Genomic DNA, 17,477 nt, shown 5'->3' with positions numbered 1-17,477 from the left:
CGGAGCCGGGCCCGGCGGCGGCGCTCGCGGGGTCGGCGAGCAGCTGGTCGAGCAGCCGGTCGAGCTCGGCCCGCAGCCGCGCCTGGTCCGCGCCGGGAGCCACCACGAGCACCGTCTCCGGCCCCGGCACGACCTCCACGACCCCTTCCGGACAGTGGGCGCGCAGCAGCGCGTCCAGGCGGTGCGAGACCTCCAGCGCCCCCGTCTCCACGAGCAGCCCGTGCTCCCCCGCGATCCGGATCACGCCGCGGCTCCCGCGCCGCCGGACGCCACCGCTCCCGCCTCGCCGGACGCCACCGCTCCCGCCCCGCCGCCGATCATGTGAACGCCTGCAGGACCACCCCGGCCGCCAGCAGCCGATCGCGCACGGCCTGCGCCAGCCGCACCGCGTCGGGCGTGTCGCCGTGCACGCAGATGGAGCGGGCCTCGACGTTCACGGTGGTGCCGTCCACCGACGTCACCGCGCCCTCCACCGCCATGCGCACGGCCCGCGCCGGCACCGCCTCCGGGTCATGGATCACCGCGCCCGGCTCGCGCCGCGGCACCAGCGTGCCCGCGGAGGTGTAGGCGCGGTCGGCGAACGCCTCGGTCACCGTCGGGACGCCCTCGGCCGCCGCCACGCCGTGCACGACCGAACCGGGCAGCGTCAGCACCGGCAGCGACGGGTCGTAGTCGGCCACCGCGTCGATCAGCGCCGCCGCCTGCTCCTCGTCGCGGCAGACGCGGTTGTAGAGCGCGCCGTGCGGCTTGACGTACGACACCCGCCCGCCCATCGCCCGCGCGATGCCGTCGACCGCCGCGATCTGGTAGAGGACCTCCGCGCACAGCTCCTCGGGGTCGGCGTCCATGTCACGCCGCCCGAAGTGGGCCAGGTCGCGGTAGGACACCTGCGCACCGATGGCGACGCCCCGGTCCACGGCCGCCGCGCACACGCGCCTGATGGTCACGGGGTCGCCGGCGTGGAAGCCGCAGGCAACGTTGGCGCTCGTGACGACGTCGAGCAGCGCGAGATCGTCGCCGAGCCGCCAGATGCCGAAGCCTTCGCCCAGATCAGCGTTGAGGTCGATCACCATGGATCCATCATCTCGCCATCGGCCACCTCGGCGCGACGAACAGTGACCGAGATCGGCGCCTGGGGCACCACGCGGGCTTCGCCACGGGTGGGCGCGCACCGATATCGGATGAGATTTCTAGATCTCGTCAGGGATGTCGGCGATGTCGTCCAGCGCGGCGGCCAGCTCGTCCGGGTCGTCACCGATGCGCTCGGCGATCTCGATGAGCACGTGCAGCACGTCGTGACGGTCGTGGCCCAGGTCGAGCAGCCGCTGCGCCGCCTCCCACAGCTGCGGCGGGTCGCCCTCCCACAGCCGGGCGGCGATCTCCTCGTGCCAGGCCAGGTGCTCCTCGTCGATCGCGCCGACATGGTCGATCTCCAGCAGCGTGCGCCGGTCGGCCTCGTCGGCCGGGTTGAGCGTGTCGAGGGCGACGCCGTTGTGCACGCCCTGCAGGTACGGGAACGCGAAGGCCCGCCTGGCCAGCGCCGACAGGTCGCCGTCGGGCAGCAGCCGCTCCAGCAGCGGCCGGTCGAGTCCGAACGAGGTCGGGTCGCGGTACGCCTGGGGGAACTTGCCGATCGCCTCCCACACGGCGTCCAGCGTGGCCTTGAGCCCCCGTTCGTTCACCCCGGTGCGGGCGGCGGCGAACCGCACCCACGCCGCCAGCACGTGCGGCATGGCCTCCTGCTCGGCCACGCTCAGCATGACCTTGCGCGGCAGCCAGTCGAGCAGGAACGTCTCGCACTTGGTCGGGCTGACCCGCAGCGGCCTGCTGAAGTCCTGCTCGCAGCCGTAGTCGATGATGTGGTCGGCGCAGCGCGAGGCGGCCGACGGGTCGGAAAGGTGCTCGGCCGCGTCGGAGGCGAGGAACTCCGCGGCCAGCATGGCGCGCCGCTCGCGACTGTAGGGCGCCTCGATGTGCAGCGGCGCCGGGCGCTTGCGGCCCGGCGGCAGAGCTTTCAGGCGGGCGCGGGCGAAGGCGTGGTAGGAGCTGTAGCTCTCGCTGACGGGCGGCGGGGTCTTGGGCTCGCTGGTGGCCTTCATCGCCGACTCCAGCAGCGCCCTGGCCTGCTGCGGCTCGATCTCCTCGAACAGCAGCATGGGGTTCTTGGCCGCCTCGGCACGGGCCTTCTCGAGCAGCTTGTCGACCTGGGACGACACCCACGCGTCGCGCGCCATGCCCGACATGTTGTGGTCGACGACCATGACCAGCGCGTGCCGTTCCTGCCCCTGCACCGACGGCGCGCTCCCGCGCGCCGGTCCGCCCTCGCCCCAGCGGTAGGCGAACGTGCAGATCACCGTGTCCTGGTCGCCGTAGGCGTCGCGGGAGACGTAGCAGCCGGTCGGCTTGACCGCGCCCACCCGGTCGGCCCAGCCCGGCCTGGCCACGCCCGACTCCATCATCGCCAGCGCCGCGCCCTCCGCCTTGGCGCCCTGGCGCGCCGTGCCGAGGTAGGCCAGGCAGATCAGCAGCGTCAGCGACGCCGGCGTGCCCGCCTTGGCCGCGTAGTCGACCAGCCCCTCGCCCAGAACCTGCTCGACGTCGCCGCCCCTGACCCGCCGGCCCCACCAGGCGCCGATCATGTCGGACACCATCAGCTCGGCGTCAAGGGGGCTGCGCACCGCCAGCAGCTCGCGTGCCGCCTGCACCATCTCCTGGAACACATCGTCTGGCGGGGTGCTCTCCCTGGGATCCCGTCGGTGTCGGCGCACGCCCTCACTCTCTCGCATTCCAGGCGCAATCGGTGCGTAGAACGCGGCCTGGTGACCCCGATGTTATCGGGGAGAACGGGGCGGCGGGGCGGAGTTCACGATCGCGAGCAGGTGCTCGCGAGCGATGCGCTCGACGATTTCCGGGGTCGCCGAGATCCCGAGGTGCTGCGCGCACGCGCAGACGTCGGCTACACAGCGGTCGATCGTGTCCACGGGCACGGTCAGGAACTCCTCGGCCAGCCTGAGACTGACCGGCTCCCTGAGGAAGCGTGTGGCCAGAGCGAGCATAGGTGTCAGATTCCTCTGGATGCCCAGGGGCAAACCCCTAGGAATGGACGCAGGGCGACTTGCGCTCTCATTCCATCTTTTCTCGGGCCTGTGTCAAGCCTCCACTGCGCCTGTGTTCGCTTCTCGGCAACACCTTTCGTGCGAAGCTGTTCCCATGCGCATCCAGCTCGCCCAGCGGAGCGAGGCCGACGACCTGCTCGGCCGCAGCCCGCTCGCCCTCCTCGTCGGCATGCTGCTCGATCAGCAGATCCCGATGGAATGGGCGTTCACCGGGCCTTTCACCATCTCTCAGCGGCTCGGACACGACCTCACGGCAGAGGAGATCGCGTCCTACGATCCCGAGGATTTCGCGGCGCTCCTGGGCGAGAAACCGGCCGTGCACCGCTACCCCGCCTCGATGGCCGCGCGGGTGCAGCAACTGGCCGCCTACCTCGTCGAACACTACGACGGCAAGCCCGAGCGCATCTGGGCAGAGGCTGCCGACGGCAAAGAACTCCTCAAGCGACTCCTGGCGCTTCCTGGTTACGGCAAGCAGAAAGCCCAGATATTTTTGGCATTGCTCGGCAAGCAACTCGAGGTCCGGCCGCCGGGGTGGCGCGAGGCGGCCGGACCGTACGGCGAGGAGGGATCCTTCCGGTCGGTGGCCGACGTGGTCGACGCCGACACGCTGAGTCGCGTGCGAGCCGCCAAACAGGAGGCCAAGCGGGCGGCGAAGGCCAAGTAGCCTGATCTTGCTGCGCAACGTGGAGCGATTTTGACAGGATGCGTTGATGGTATGGCTGGCGGGGCTTCCGCCCGCGCATGCCCATCGCCGATGATGTACAGCAGGATCCGGTCGCCCGGAGCCGAGCTACGCCGATACACAGTTATGGAGATGTGCCGCGTGGGAGACCCTGGCACGCGACGGAGGTGCCGACCGTGAGCGCCGAGACCTCCGTTCCCCGTCCCCGGGAGTCGGATGTGGACATCTCAGACTCCGCCCTGTTCAAGGGCCTGTTGTCCGAGGCGCAGTTCGCCTTCGCCTTCTTCGACCCCGACGGGCGCTTCCAGCGGGTCAACGACCTGTTCACCGATGTCGTCGGCGTGCCGGCCGAGCGGCTCGTCGGCCGCACGCCGGTCGAGGCGCTGACGGCCGATCTCAGCCAGGTCGTCACCCACGCGGTGCAGGGCGTCATCGAGAGCGACGCCCCGGTCACCGAGCACCGCGTGCGGGTGCGCACGCCCGACGGCGAGACCCGGCACTGGTCCCTGTCGTTCTCGCCGGTCCACGACGACGGCGGCGAGCTGCGGGCCGTCGCGCTGGTGGCGCTCGACGTGACCGAGAGCCGCCAGACCGAGGAGGACCTCCGCCGCAGCGAGGAGCGCTACCGCTCGCTCGTCGAGGCGCAGTCGCAGCTGGTCTGGATCACCTCGCCCACCGGCACGGTGGTCGAGGACGCGCCGCAGTGGCGTGCCATCACCGGCCAGGGCCTGGAGGAATACCTCGCGCACGGCTGGCTCGACGTGGTCCATCCGGAGGAGCGCCAGCAGACCGAGGAGGCCTGGAAGGAGGCGCTGCGCGGCCGCACCATGTTCGAGTGGAACTACCGCGTGCGCACCCGGGCCAGCGGCTACCGCCACTTCGAGGTGCGGGCCGTGCCGATCATCAGGCACGGCCGCGTGGTGGAGTGGGTCGGGGCCAACACCGACGTCACGCCCCAGCGCGAGGCCGAGGAGATGCGGGGCAGGCTGACCGACCAGCTGGGCGCGGCGGCGCTGCGCACGGCCCGCCTGCAGGGCGCCACCGCGATACTGGCCGAGGCGCTCACGGTCGAGCAGGTCGTCCAGGTCATCATCGACGTGGGCCGCACCGCGCTGGCCGCCGACCGCTCGGCGGTCGCCCTGCTCGACACCGACCGGGCCGCGCTCAAGCTGATCAACGGCGAGGGCGTCCCCGAGGCGTCCGGGATGGCCGGCGAGGAGATCCCGCTCTCCCACACCAGCGTGATGACCATGGCGGTCAACAGCCGCAGGCCGGTGTTCGCCGAGTCGCCCGAAAGCCTCAAGGCGCAGCTCCTGGAGGCCGGGGGCGACGAGCAGGTGCTGGCCAACTACCTCACGCAGAGTGACGAGCGGGCCTGGGTGGGCCTGCCGCTGCTCGCGGCGGGCCGGGCGCTGGGCGCGCTGCGCTTCTCGTTCACCAGGCCGCAGAAGATCTCCCAGGAGGACGGCGTCTTCCTGGAGGCGCTGGCCGGGCAGTGCGCGCTGGCCGTCGAGCGGGCGACGCTGTTCGAGCGCGAGCACCGCACCGCCGAGACGCTCCAGCGCAGCCTGCTGCCCGACCGCCTGCCGGTGGTCAGGGGCCTGGAGCTGGCCCAGCGCTTCCGTTCCGGCAGCCGCCACGTGCAGGTCGGCGGCGACTGGTACGACGCGTTCGTGCTGCAGGACGGCCGTGTCGCGGCCGTCGTCGGCGACGTCATGGGCAAGGGCGTCAAGGCCGCGGCGGGCATGGGTCGCATCCGCAACGCCATGCGGGCGCTGGCGCTGACCAACCCGCCGCCCGCGGCCGTGCTCACCGGCCTCGACCGGGTCTTCGACGCGACCGAGGAGGAGGAGCAGGTCACCACCCTGGCCTACATGGTCGTCGAACCCGTCACCGGTGAGGGCACGCTCGCCCTCGCCGGACATCCGCCGCCCGTCCTGGTCTCGCCTCAGGGCACGGCGGTGCTGTGCGAGGCCCAGCCGGGCACGCCGCTGGGCTGGCCCACCAGCCGGCGGCAGTTCCGGTTCGTGGTGCCGCCCGGCCACACCGCCGTGCTCTACTCCGACGGTCTGGTGGAGAACCGCAAGCGCGGGCTGGACGCCGGACTCGCAGAGATTTGCAGTGTTGTGACCGAAGCGCCGCCAGAGGTCGTCAGTAGTCCGCATATGTTGCTGGACTTCCTGGTTGACCGGATGTTGTCGGGATATGAACAGGATGATGACGTTACCGCCCTGGCCATCCATGTGCCGCCCGCCACGAAGAGTGACTGAATGAAACAGTCATAAGGGTTGCTTTCGGGTATCAGTGGCGCGCTTACGTACGCACTACTGTCTGGGTCGGCCTAGGGTGGAGGTCAACCGCCGGGAGGTGGCCGTATGGAGTGCGAGGTCATGCCACAATGCTGGGCAGGTCCGTCGCGGTCCGCGCGGCCTCACCGATCTCCGAGAGAGGCAACAGCCCCCCAGCGGGCATCTGGGTCCATTGTCGCCACGCGTTCGTTCGAGAGGTGTTCGTGTCGCCTGCAAGTTCGACTCGCTCGAAGCCACAAGAGCTGAACGAGCCCGTCATTCAGCGACTGCTCGAGCGTGGGCGCTCGCAGGGTTTCCTCGAGTCCGAGGATGTCCGCCAGGCCTTCGAGGAGGCGGACATCCCCATGTCGCACGCCGCCGCGTTCTTGCGGAACCTCAGCAAGGAGGGCGTGACCGTGGTGGTGACCGCCGCGGATTCGGCTGCGCCTAAGAAGTCTCGTGGTCCAGCAAAGCGTCGCACCGCTGCCCCCGTCAAGACCAAGGCCGCAGCGGCCGCCAAGGAGCAGCAGCCCGAGACCGTGACCGCGGTCGTGGGCGCCGCCGAAGCCGAGCCGGCGGCCAAGAAGCCGGCTCCCGCCAAGAAGGCCGCCCCGGCGGCCAAGAAGGCGGCGCCGCCCGCCAAGAAGGCCCAGCCCGAGACCGCTGGGCCTGCCGAGACCAAGCCGAAGTCCGAGGACGCCGACGACGACGAGGACATCGAGCTCGACGGCGACGTGGAGCTCGAGGACCTCGAGGACATCGAGGTCGACGACGAGGAGATCGTCGCCGAGGGCGACGCCGAGCCCGAGGGCGACGACGACACCGAGGACGACCCGAAGGCCGCCGACGTGGCCGCCACGGTCGCCACCGAGAAGAACGAGGACGAAGTCCTCATCCTGTCCGACGACGACGATGACGCCCCCGTCGCCCAGGTCGCGGCGGCCGGCGCCACCGCCGACCCGGTCAAGGACTACCTCAAGCAGATCGGCAAGGTCCCCCTGCTCAACGCCGAGCAGGAGGTCGAGCTGGCCAAGCGCATCGAGGCCGGCCTGTTCGCCGAGGAGCAGCTCGGCGGCGGCGAGTCCGAGGGCCTGCCGGTCGACGTCAGGGCCGAGCTCGAATGGATCGCCGAAGACGGCCGCCGGGCCAAGAACCACCTGCTGGAGGCCAACCTCCGCCTCGTGGTCTCGCTGGCCAAGCGCTACACCGGCCGCGGGATGCTGTTCCTGGACCTGATCCAGGAGGGCAACCTCGGCCTGATCCGCGCGGTCGAGAAGTTCGACTACACCAAGGGCTACAAGTTCTCCACCTACGCCACGTGGTGGATCCGGCAGGCGATCACCCGCGCCATGGCCGACCAGGCGCGCACCATCCGCATCCCGGTCCACATGGTCGAAGTGATCAACAAGCTGGCCCGGGTCCAGCGGCAGATGCTGCAGGACCTCGGCCGCGAGCCCACGCCCGAAGAGCTGGCCCGCGAGCTGGACATGACGCCCGAGAAGGTCGTCGAGGTCCAGAAGTACGGCCGCGAGCCCATCTCGCTGCACACCCCGCTGGGTGAGGAGGGCGACAGCGAGTTCGGCGACCTCATCGAGGACTCCGAGGCCATCGTCCCGGCCGACGCCGTCAGCTTCACGCTGCTGCAGGAGCAGCTGCACTCCGTTCTCGACACGCTGTCGGAGCGCGAGGCGGGCGTCGTGTCGATGCGGTTCGGCCTCACGGACGGGCAGCCGAAGACACTGGACGAGATCGGCAAGGTCTACGGGGTGACGCGGGAGCGCATCCGGCAGATCGAGTCGAAGACGATGTCCAAGCTCCGCCACCCGTCCCGGTCCCAGGTCCTGCGCGACTACCTCGACTGACCGGCACACCCGAGCCCCGCACTGTCCACCAGTGCGGGGCTCAGGCGTGTCACGGCGTGTCACGGCGTGTCACGGCGTCGCGGGGCTCAGGTGTGTCACGGTGTCGTGGGCGCAGGTGTCACGGCCTAGCAGGGCGCAGGCGTGTCACGGTGTCGTGGGTCTGGTTCGGGCTCGCGCCTCTACCTGGCACCGGTCTCGGGTGCCTTTCGGGCTCGATCCTGCCTGGCCCACTTCGGCGCCGGGTCGGCGGGTTCGCGTGCGGCGGTGGGCGGCGCGACCCGTGCGGCGCCCGGTCCTGCCCTGGCCCCGGCCAACGACACGCCGTCACGGCGGCCCGCCATGTGCGGGTCAGCGGCCGTCTCCCTGGAGGCGCCCGGCCATGGTCGGCGGGTGGGCCTTGCTCGGCCTTGCCGTACAAGCACGTGATTCTCACAGCCGTACGTCGAGGGTCCACGGGCGGGTGGCACGGACGGGGGCGGTCAGCTCGACGGCGTAGCCGAGGGCGTCCAGGGTCTTGGCCAGCTCGGCGGGGGAGGCCGGGTCGCCGCCGGACTCCAGGAGGGCTCGGGCGACCTCGCCCCGGGTCGCCTTGGCCATGTGGCTGACCACTTTGCCGTCCTTGAAGACGCGCACCGCCACCGACCGGTCTCCCGGCTGCCAGGCGCCCGCGTACGTGGCCGAGCGCAGGTCCACCACCAGGCCGGGCAGCGGATCGAGCTGCCTGGTCACCAGCGGACGCCAGAACGCGGCCAGCCCGCCCAGCGGCGGCAGGCTGACCCCCATGGACAGCCGGTAGGGCGGCACCCGATCGGTGATCCTCAGCACGCCCCACAGGCCCGAGAAGATCAGCACCGACTCCTCGGCCCGGGTCCGCGCGTCGCCGTCGAGGGAACCGAGGCCCAGGTTGTCGTAGAGGACTCCGGTGTAGAGGTCGGCCGCGGGGAGGGTGGCGGCCGTCATGAGCGTCTGGTTCTTGGCCAGCTCGCCTGCCAGGCCGGGCGTCAGGCCGAGAACACCGAGCGCGTCGCGCCGTCTGGACGCCCTCGTGAGCGCGGTGGCCACCCGCCTGCGGGGCTTGTCGAGGGCCGGGAAGGAGAGCTCGCCCAGGGGAGGGCCACTGCCCTCCGCGGCCTTGCCCTCGGAGGGCGGCAACAGGATCAGCACGACGCCATTCTCCCAGGCTCCCGGGCGGCCTGGCCGAGAGGCCGGAGCCGTTCGCCCCGCGTTCCCTCGGGAGGGTCGACGAGGGGGGTTCCGCCGGTCAGGCGGCTGCTGAGGGTGGGTGAGCTCGTCTGGAAGTCGTTGGGGCCAGGGGGGCCCGGCCGCGGCCGGGGGGCGTGCGGCGCGTGCCCCATGCCGGGTGCGCAAAGCGGGCGGATAGGGTGCGTGGGTGGATTTCCACCTTCTCCTTCACGAGGCCTGGCCCGCGTACGAGCAGCAGCCGTACGACGGATGGATCCTCAGGTACGCCGGGGGAGTGACCAAGCGGGCCAACTCGGTGCTGCCGCTCGGCGAGCCCGGCGACCTCGGCACGGCGATCGGCGTGGCCGAGGACTTCTACGCCTCCCGGGGGCAGCGCTGCGTCTTCTCGATGGGGCCCGGAACCACCCCGGAGCTCGATCGAGAACTGGCGGGCAGGGGCTACGAGCTGGTCGATCCGACCGTCCTCATGGTGAGGTCGGGAGGCGCGCCGGAGCCCGAGCACGAGGTACGCGTCGAGGGACATCCCTGGCAGGCGTGGCTGGAGACGTGGTGGGCCGTCGACGGGCGCTACGGAGCCGGTCTGGACGCGGCCGAGCGCATCTGCGCCGGGGTGCCCGCCTGGTACGCGGCGGTCGAGGAGGACGGCGTGCCGCTCGCCGTCGGGCGGGCCGTGCCCCAGGGAGACACGCTCGGGATCTACTGCATGGCGACGCTGCCGCGGGCTCGCCGCCGGGGCCTCGGCCGCAGCGTCCTGCGAGCCCTGTTGCGCGGAGGCGGGTGGGGCTCGGCGTACCTCTGCACCACCGCACCGAACGAGACCGCCCAGGCGCTGTACCGGGCGGAAGGCTTCGAGATGACGAGCGGCTACCACTACCGGGTGCGATGAAGCCTTTCCACGGGCCGCCCCGGCGGGCCTTCGGAGCTCGTCCGCATGTCCTCCGTGGGCTGGGCCTCGTGGCCGTCCAGCCGCCCCGCACTGCCGCCCCGCACCCGCGCACTGCCGCCCCGCGCTGCCGCCCCGCAACTGTCGCCCTTGTCCCGGCGGGCTTTCTGTGGCGGTCCGCGGCCCGTCGGCGTCTCGAACGCGGGCGCCCGTCGGCGGGCTCCGCGTCCGCTTCCGACGCGCGTTCTTGGTGGCCGGGACGGACCGTTCACGTACCGGGGGCTGCCGGGACGCCGGCCCGGCGGCGCTGACGGGATCCGTGGCGGTGGTCCGCCGAGCCGTGCTCAAGACGCGGAACGGCGACCCCGGGCGTGCCGGGACCGCCGTTCCGCGTCAACGCGATATGTGGTTATCTCATCACGGCGAGCGCGGGTCAGCGCTCGTCGTTGCGGGCTATTGCCGGGGTTTCACTGAGTCGAGCCGACTCGTCCAGGATGTCGGCGCCCTTTTCGCGCAGCGCCGCGATGTGCTGACGCCCGTGGTGGGCGCAGAACAGCAGCTCCCCGCCCACGGGCAGGGTCGCGCGAATGTATGCCTGGGCGCCGCAACGGTCGCAACGGTCGAGGGCCGTCAGCGGCTTAACGGGGGCGAGAGCTCCAGTCACGTATCGCCTTTCGGGTCACCCCCGCCGGAGCGAGGATCTGGCGTCAGTCACTTGAGACAACATCTAACCGGACGTGGACGTTCCCAACCGCCGCCTCGCTACGCCGAGAGCGGAATGTGTCCGAAAGTAATGACGATCAGCCGCTTGGTAACGGCAAACGTGTCGACATGGCAAGCTTGTACGCGTGCTCGGGGGAACAACGGTAAGCTACGCACTGGTGTTCGATGCTAGACCAGAGGAGCTGGAGTGACGCTAGTGGAGGCGGCGGGTTACACGGCCCGCCACCTGTCGGTGCTTGAGGGCCTGGAGGCGGTCCGCAAGCGCCCTGGCATGTACATCGGGTCCACCGACAGCCGCGGGCTCATGCACTGCCTCTGGGAGATCGTGGACAACGGCGTCGACGAGGCGCTGGCGGGTCACTGCGACCGCATCGAGGTCGAGCTCTACTCCGACGGTTCCATCGAGGTGCGCGACAACGGCCGGGGCATCCCGGTCGACGTCGAGCCCAAGAGCGGTCTGGCCGGGGTCGAGCTCGTCTACACCAAGCTGCACGCGGGCGGCAAGTTCGGCGGCGGCTCCTACGGCGCCTCCGGTGGCCTGCACGGCGTCGGCGCGTCCGTGGTCAACGCCCTGTCGGCGCGCCTCGACGTCGAGGTCGACCGCGACGGGCGGATCCACGAGATCAGCTTCCGGCGCGGGGTGCCGGGCGTGTTCGACGGCGAGGGGCCGGCCGCGAAGTTCAGGAAGAAGTCCGGGCTGCGCGACGGCGGCAAGCTGGCCAGGAAGGTCACCGGCACCCGCGTCCGCTTCTGGGCCGACACGCAGATCTTCCTGCCCGACGCCGAGGTGTCGCTCGACGAGATCCACGTCAGGCTCCGCCAGACCGCCTTCCTGGTGCCCGGCCTGACCCTGGCTGTGATCGACAGCAGGCACGAGGAGCGCATCGCGGAGGAGTTCCGCTTCGACGGCGGCATCTCCGAGTTCACCGAGTTCCTGGCCCGTGACGAGGCCGTCTGCGAGGTGCTGCGCCTGCAGGGCGTCGGCCACTTCCACGAGACCGTCCCCATCCTCGACGACCAGGGCCACATGACGCCCACCGAGGTGCAGCGCGAGCTCACCGTCGACGTGGCCGTGCGCTGGGGCAAGGGCTACGAGTCGACGGTCCGCTCGTTCGTCAACGTCATCTCCACCCCCAAGGGCGGCACCCACCTCACCGGGTTCGAGCGCGGCCTGGTCCGCACCGTCAACGAGCAGCTGCGCGAGACCCGGCTGCTCAAGAACGGCGACGACCCGGTCACCAAGGAGGACATCCACGAGGGCCTCACCGGCGTCGTTACGGTGCGGGTGCCCGAGCCGCAGTTCGAGGGGCAGACCAAGGAGGTGCTCGGCACCTCCGCCGCCACCCGCATCGTCTCCCATGTCGTGAGCCGCGAGCTCAAGGAGCTGTTCGCCAACCCGCCGCGCGGCTTCAAGCAGCCCCTCCGCGCCGTTCTGGAGAAGATCGTCGCCGCGGCCAAGGCCCGCATCGCGGCCCGCGAGCACCGCGACAACCAGCGCCGCAAGAGCGCCCTGGAAAACTCCGCGCTCCCGGCCAAGCTCGTCGACTGCCGCAGCGACGACGTCGACCGCAGCGAGCTGTTCATCGTCGAGGGCGACTCCGCGCTCGGCACGGCCAAGCTGGCCCGCGACTCGGAGTTCCAGGCGCTGCTGCCGATCCGTGGCAAGATCCTCAACGTCCAGAAGGCGTCGATGAGCGACATGCTCAAGAACGCCGAGTGCGCCGCCATCATCCAGGTGGTCGGCGCCGGGTCCGGGCGTTCCTTCGACATCGACGCGGCCCGCTACGGCAAGGTCATCCTCATGGCCGACGCCGACGTCGACGGCGCCCACATCCGCTGCCTGCTGTTAACGCTGTTCCACCGCTACATGCGCCCCATGGTCGAGGCCGGGCGCGTGTTCGCGGCCGTCCCGCCGCTGCACCGGATCGAGCTCACCAACCCGGGCCGGGGCAAGGAGAAGTACATCTACTGCTACTCCGACGCCGAGCTCCAGAGAGTGCTGCGCGACCTGGAGCGCCGCGGCAAGCGCTGGAAGGACCCGGTGCAGCGCTACAAGGGCCTGGGCGAGATGGACGCCGACCAGTTGGCCGAGACCACCATGGATCCCCGGCACCGCATGCTGCGCCGCGTCCGCATCGAGGACGCGGAGGGAGCGGAGAGCATCTTCAACCTGCTCATGGGCAGCGAGGTGGCGCCGCGCCGCGAGTTCATCGTCAACAGTGCCGCCGAGGTGGACCGCGACCACATCGACGCCTGACCCGCCGCCCGGCCTGTGCGGGCCGCCCGGCTGACCTCTGACCCTGCCCTGTCCAGGGTCGGTCACCGGCGGCCGTCACGCGCTCGCGCATGCCGTGGAGGCGGTGCGCTCCGCCGACGGCGAGGTCATGGCATGGCGACGTTCATCACCGACCTTGAACGCGACCGCGGAAGAGCGCGGGCACGGAAACGGCATCCGTCGCGAGATCGTCGCCAGGGCGAACAGCCCGCACGGTGCCCGGGATGCGCACGAGCCGGGGCGGACGGCGGCGTGGTGGTGTCCCGGCGTCCCAGGTAGGCATTGCGGCGCAGGTTGAGCGCCGCCGTGCCGACGAACTGCGGCACCCCAAACTCGTGCGCCGGCCTGTGTCCCTCGGGCTCCGTAGCGGCACTCGGGCGGGGCAGATCAATGCCACACGCGAGATTAAGAAAATTAAGATCATCATCTTGAAATTTAAGAACTTGCCGGGTATCACTTAAGGTATGACAGATCAGGCGATGGACTGGCAGGAACTCACGAACCTGACCCGGGGCCAGCCGTTCGTCGTTGAGCGGGTGCGCCTGGCGGGCGGTGGCGTCGCGATCGAGGGCGAGTTCGAGCTACCGCAGCTGGCTCAGCTCAGCATCGAGGATCAGGTCTTCGTCACGGCGTTCGTGCGGTGCCACGGTTCCATCAAGGAGATGGAACGGATCTTCGGGGTGAGCTACCCGACGATCAAAGCACGACTGAAGCGGATCACGCAGATGCTCGACTTCGTCGAGACCGATCCGGCGCCGTCGCGGACCGACGTCATCGATAGGTTGCGCCGCGGCGAGATCACCGCACAGCAGGCGTTGTCCGAACTGGAGGGCCGGACGTGATGCCGCAGTTGGTGACCGTACGGGTCAATCGCCCGGACCGTCGCCCCATCCGGACCTGGGTCCCGGTATTCCCCATAATGCTCGTGCTCTCACCGGTCGTGGTCCTGGCCGCACTCGCGGCGGCCGTCGCCTGCCTCGTGTACCGCGTCAGTGTGATGCGGGCACTCGGCACCGGCTGGCGCATCGTCTCCGCGTTGCCCGGCACCCGATTCGACATCGAGCACGGCCGTACGGGTGTGCTCGTAGCCATCCGCTAGGAGAGGTTCCGATGAACGAACAGCGCACGGACATCCTCGGCATGCTGGCCGAGGGCAAGATCACCGCGAAGGAGGCGGAGCGGCTCATCGCCGCGCTCGAACGGGACCAGCCGCCGGCGGCGTCGAGTCCCGACGCCCGGCCGAAGGGCAAGGCGAAGTACCTGCGGTTGATGGTGGACACCCTTGATGAGACCGGCGAGCCGGGGCGGATCAACGTGCGGGTGCCGCTGCAGCTGCTGCGGGCAGGTGTCCAACTGGCGGCCCTGATCCCGCCGCAGGCCCTGGATCGGGCCAATGCCAAACTGAACGACTCGGGCGTGCCGTTCGACCTGACGCGGCTCAAGCCCGAACAGCTCCAGGCGCTCGTGGAGCACCTCGATGAGATGACCCTGGAGGTGGACCAGCCCGACGCCAAGGTGCGGGTCTTCTGCGAGTAAGCGCCGTCCAGTGGGACGGACCTCCGAGAGGGTGCTGGAACACCCTCCCGAGGCCGCGCCTTCCGTAGCAGAGCGCGGCGAACGGGACTCCGATCCGCGAAGTCGTCGGGGAGGACCCTGTGGAGCTCGCCGAACCACCCCGAGGGTCAGTGGATCAGCCGCGAGCGGGAACGGCTGACCAATGCCATCGATCGCTTCACGGGCGACGAGCCGTGACGACGGGCCCGCGATCCACGTGCAGGGGCCTGAAGAAGTCCTACAAGGGTCGTCAACGCCATCCGCGACCTGTTCGCCCAGCAGGCCGTCGGCACCGACCTCAGGATCGCCCTCGCCTGGTGCGTCGGCATCCTCATCGTCGCGTACGGCTTGGCCATAACACCTACCGCCGCCTGCGAGTGACAAACGGCCTCCAACCGTGGGAGGCGTCGATCCCCCACCAGGTACTGACGTCGCCCCCGATGGCGTGAACCAGGGCGACCCGCACCGCCGCCGATCGATCGCACACCCGCCAGTGCATATGGCTCGCTGCCATCCCTCGCAACGCACCCTTCCAGCTCCACACAACACGTCCCATCGCGAGACAAGGAAAGATCATGGCTGAATCCCTCCACACCGTGACGACGATGCCGACGGCGCGTCAGCCCGGCTGTCCCTTCGACCCGCCCAAGGAGCTGATCGAGGCCCGCGAGCACGGCCCGATCAGCCGCTTCCCTTTCCCCGGCGGGCACCAGGGCTGGCTGGTCACCGGCTACGACCTGGTCCGGTCGGTCCTGGCCGACTCGCGGTTCAGCGCGCGCAAGGAGCTCATGCGCCACCACCCGCTGATTGACTACGGCGACATCGAGGTCCCCCCGGCGCCGCCCGGCGAGTTCCTGCTCATGGACGAGCCGCAGCACAGCCGGTACAGGAAACCGCTGGTGGGCAGGTTCACCGTCCGGCGGATGCGGCTGCTCACCGAGCGCGTCGAGCAGATCACCGCCGAGCACCTGGACGCCATGGAGAAGGCCGGGCCGCCGACGGACCTGGTGACCGCCTTCGCCAAGCCCATCCCCGCCGTCATGATCTGCGAGCTGCTGGGCGTGCCGTACGAGGACCGGGGCTCCTTCCAGGAGAATATAGACAAGTTCATGAGCGGGGAGACCAGCGACGAGGAACTGATCGCCGCCTACACCGCGACCCAGCAGTACCTCGCGGAACTGGTGGCCGCCAAGCGCGCCAACCCCACCGACGACATACTCAGCGAACTCACCGACAGCGACCTGACCGACGACGAGCTGAAGGGCATGGCCCTGATCCTGCTGGCGGCCGGGTTCGACACCACCGCGAACATGCTGGCCCTTGGCACCTTCGCCCTGCTGCAGAACCCCGCGCAGCTCGCCGCGCTACGCGCCAGGCCCACGCTCACCGACCAGGCCGTGGAGGAGCTGCTGCGGTACCTGAGCGTCGCCAAGCAGTTCCACCGGGTCGCGCTGGAGGACATCGAGCTGGGCGGCCACACCATCAAGGCCGGCACGACCGTCATCCTGTCCCTCAACACCGCCAACCGCGACCCCGAGCGCTTCCCCAACCCCTCCACGCTCGACCTCCACCGGCAGGACGGCGGCCACCTGGCCTTCAGCCATGGCGTCCACCAGTGCCTGGGCCAGCAGCTCGCCCGGGTCGAGATGCGCGTCGCCTTCCCCGCACTCCTCCACCGATTCCCCACACTGCGCCTGGCCGTACCCGCCGAAGAGGTCACCCTGCGCCCGGAGACCGCCGACATCTACGGGGTGAAGAGCCTCCTGGTCACCTGGGACGCGTGATCGCGAGCCTGCGCGAGGGGCGCAGGATCCTGTGCGAGGCGGAAGCGTTGGTCCACGAACGCCAGCCCAGGGTCGAGGTCACCACGCAGGATGCGGAGGGCGCGCCGGGCATGGTCCTGCGAGAACAGGCGAAAGACGCCGCTGAGCTGGTGGCCGGCAGCCGCGGACTGGGTGCGCCGGCGCGTTTCGGAGGCCGCCTACGACATGGACGAGGCCCGCGCGGCGCAGCACCAGGTCGTCCGCGTCCGGGTGGAGGTCGCCGGCAAGGAGTACCCGCAGGTGACGGTCATCGAGGACGTCGTCTCCGCGCACCCCGTGGACGACCACGCCCCCTGCCCGGTCGCGGTGGTCCACGCAGAGGACCTTGGGCTTCCGCACGCGGGACCTTCGCTGCTGCACGGTGAGTCCGCCGAGGAGGAGCGTGGAGATGGAAGTGAGGAGGCATGCCATGTCGATCGAAGTCAAGGACGTCATGGGCCGGGTGGCAATCGCCGTGCTACAGGACGCGTCGTTCGCCGACATCGTGACCGCGATGGAGCGGTACGCGGTGGGCGCGGTCACCGTGGTGGACGCCGACCGGCGTCCCGTGGGCGTGGTGTCCGAGGATGACCTGCTGCTCAAGGAGATCGACGCGGTACGGCACAGCGTGTCGATGTTCGAGTCGCGCAGGCAGCGGCACGACCACCGGAAGGCCGCGGCGGTGACGGCCGCTCAGTTGATGACCTCTCCGGCGATCACGGTCACGCCGGGCACCCGCGTGCGCGATGCGGCCCGGCTGATGCACCAAGAGCGCATTAAGCAACTGCCCGTAATCGACCCGGTGACCGGACGGATCATCGGTACGCTGCACCAGCGCGACGTGCTGCGGGTCTTCACCCGTCCGGCCGCGGAGCTGGAAGCGGACGTCCGAGCGGTGCTCCCGGACCCCGAGGCGTTCTCCATCGAGATCGACCAGGGTGTGGTGAAGCTCGGCGGCCGCGTGCAGTGGAGATCCCAGGCCATCGCTGTGGCGGAGGCGGTGCGCGCCGTCGAGGGCGTCGTCGACGTGATCTGTGAGGTGGCTTGCGACAAGGACGACCTGCTCATCCTTCCCCCGCTGCTGTAGGA

Annotated in this window: 16 protein-coding genes; 10 read left to right on the top strand and 6 right to left on the bottom strand. The window is 70.3% G+C overall.

Annotation, left to right across the window (positions count from 1 at the left end; genetic code table 11):
• The 4 genes from DQW85_RS06470 to DQW85_RS06455 all read right to left on the bottom strand — a co-directional run.
• Positions 1-244, bottom strand: a 244-nt coding sequence (locus DQW85_RS06470) for a carboxyltransferase domain-containing protein (protein WP_162794787.1), incomplete at its 3' end; no start/stop codon positions are given.
• A 73-nt stretch (positions 245-317) separates the two neighbouring features.
• Positions 318-1,073, bottom strand: coding sequence for a LamB/YcsF family protein (locus DQW85_RS06465; RefSeq protein ID WP_113699483.1), 756 nt, complete (start codon positions 1,071-1,073; stop codon positions 318-320).
• Positions 1,074-1,190: 117 nt separating this feature from the next.
• On the bottom strand, positions 1,191-2,708 hold the full coding sequence (locus DQW85_RS06460; RefSeq protein ID WP_240196970.1) for a hypothetical protein: 1,518 nt from the start codon (positions 2,706-2,708) through the stop codon (positions 1,191-1,193).
• 123 nt (positions 2,709-2,831) lie between these two features.
• Positions 2,832-3,056, bottom strand: coding sequence for a hypothetical protein (locus DQW85_RS06455; protein ID WP_101788468.1), 225 nt, complete (start codon positions 3,054-3,056; stop codon positions 2,832-2,834).
• Between the two features lie 154 nt (positions 3,057-3,210).
• On the opposite strand from DQW85_RS06455, the gene DQW85_RS06450 reads away from it, so the two are divergent.
• The 3 genes from DQW85_RS06450 (at position 3,211) to DQW85_RS06440 (ending at position 7,948) form a co-directional block, all read left to right on the top strand.
• Positions 3,211-3,780 (top strand): HhH-GPD-type base excision DNA repair protein, encoded by a 570-nt coding sequence (locus DQW85_RS06450; RefSeq protein ID WP_113699481.1) that lies wholly within the window; start codon positions 3,211-3,213, stop codon positions 3,778-3,780.
• Positions 3,781-3,974: 194 nt separating this feature from the next.
• Positions 3,975-6,068, top strand: coding sequence for a SpoIIE family protein phosphatase (locus tag DQW85_RS06445; protein ID WP_113699480.1), 2,094 nt, complete (start codon positions 3,975-3,977; stop codon positions 6,066-6,068).
• Between the two features lie 242 nt (positions 6,069-6,310).
• Complete coding sequence (locus DQW85_RS06440) at positions 6,311-7,948, top strand: RNA polymerase sigma factor (protein ID WP_113699490.1); 1,638 nt, start codon at positions 6,311-6,313, stop codon at positions 7,946-7,948.
• A gap of 429 nt (positions 7,949-8,377) precedes the next feature.
• Here the strand turns inward: DQW85_RS06440 and DQW85_RS06435 are convergent, their stop codons facing one another.
• A complete protein-coding gene (locus DQW85_RS06435; protein ID WP_162794786.1) occupies positions 8,378-9,112 on the bottom strand; it encodes a YaaA family protein in 735 nt (244 codons plus the stop codon).
• 226 nt (positions 9,113-9,338) lie between these two features.
• Here DQW85_RS06435 and DQW85_RS06430 point away from each other — a divergent pair, with 226 nt between their 5' ends.
• Positions 9,339-10,037 (top strand): GNAT family N-acetyltransferase, encoded by a 699-nt coding sequence (locus DQW85_RS06430; protein ID WP_113699479.1) that lies wholly within the window; start codon positions 9,339-9,341, stop codon positions 10,035-10,037.
• Between the two features lie 430 nt (positions 10,038-10,467).
• Here the strand turns inward: DQW85_RS06430 and DQW85_RS06425 are convergent, their stop codons facing one another.
• Positions 10,468-10,698, bottom strand: a complete 231-nt coding sequence (locus DQW85_RS06425) for a DUF7455 domain-containing protein (RefSeq protein ID WP_113699478.1) — start codon at positions 10,696-10,698, stop codon at positions 10,468-10,470.
• 246 nt (positions 10,699-10,944) lie between these two features.
• On the opposite strand from DQW85_RS06425, the gene DQW85_RS06420 reads away from it, so the two are divergent.
• The 6 genes from DQW85_RS06420 (at position 10,945) to DQW85_RS06395 (ending at position 17,475) form a co-directional block, all read left to right on the top strand.
• The gene (locus DQW85_RS06420) at positions 10,945-13,014 is read left to right on the top strand and encodes a DNA gyrase/topoisomerase IV subunit B (protein WP_113699477.1); all 2,070 of its coding nucleotides are present in this window, start codon (positions 10,945-10,947) and stop codon (positions 13,012-13,014) included.
• Between the two features lie 482 nt (positions 13,015-13,496).
• Positions 13,497-13,874: a DUF2089 domain-containing protein gene (locus DQW85_RS06415; protein WP_205314930.1), complete on the top strand. Its 378-nt coding sequence runs from the start codon at positions 13,497-13,499 to the stop codon at positions 13,872-13,874.
• 83 nt (positions 13,875-13,957) lie between these two features.
• Positions 13,958-14,131 (top strand): hypothetical protein, encoded by a 174-nt coding sequence (locus DQW85_RS06410; protein WP_205314929.1) that lies wholly within the window; start codon positions 13,958-13,960, stop codon positions 14,129-14,131.
• Positions 14,132-14,142: 11 nt separating this feature from the next.
• A complete protein-coding gene (locus DQW85_RS06405) occupies positions 14,143-14,568 on the top strand; it encodes an SHOCT-like domain-containing protein (protein ID WP_113699476.1) in 426 nt (141 codons plus the stop codon).
• Positions 14,569-15,161: 593 nt separating this feature from the next.
• Positions 15,162-16,370 (top strand): cytochrome P450, encoded by a 1,209-nt coding sequence (locus DQW85_RS06400; RefSeq protein WP_113699475.1) that lies wholly within the window; start codon positions 15,162-15,164, stop codon positions 16,368-16,370.
• A gap of 448 nt (positions 16,371-16,818) precedes the next feature.
• Positions 16,819-17,475, top strand: coding sequence for a CBS domain-containing protein (locus tag DQW85_RS06395; RefSeq protein WP_113699474.1), 657 nt, complete (start codon positions 16,819-16,821; stop codon positions 17,473-17,475).
• Positions 17,476-17,477 lie beyond the last annotated feature (2 nt).

The organism is Nonomuraea lactucae (assembly GCF_003313395.1).
In the GTDB taxonomy this organism is placed as follows: domain Bacteria; phylum Actinomycetota; class Actinomycetes; order Streptosporangiales; family Streptosporangiaceae; genus Nonomuraea; species Nonomuraea lactucae.
The sequence above is the reverse complement of the archived record's forward strand: the minus strand, read 5'-3'. Positions and strand labels throughout refer to the sequence as shown.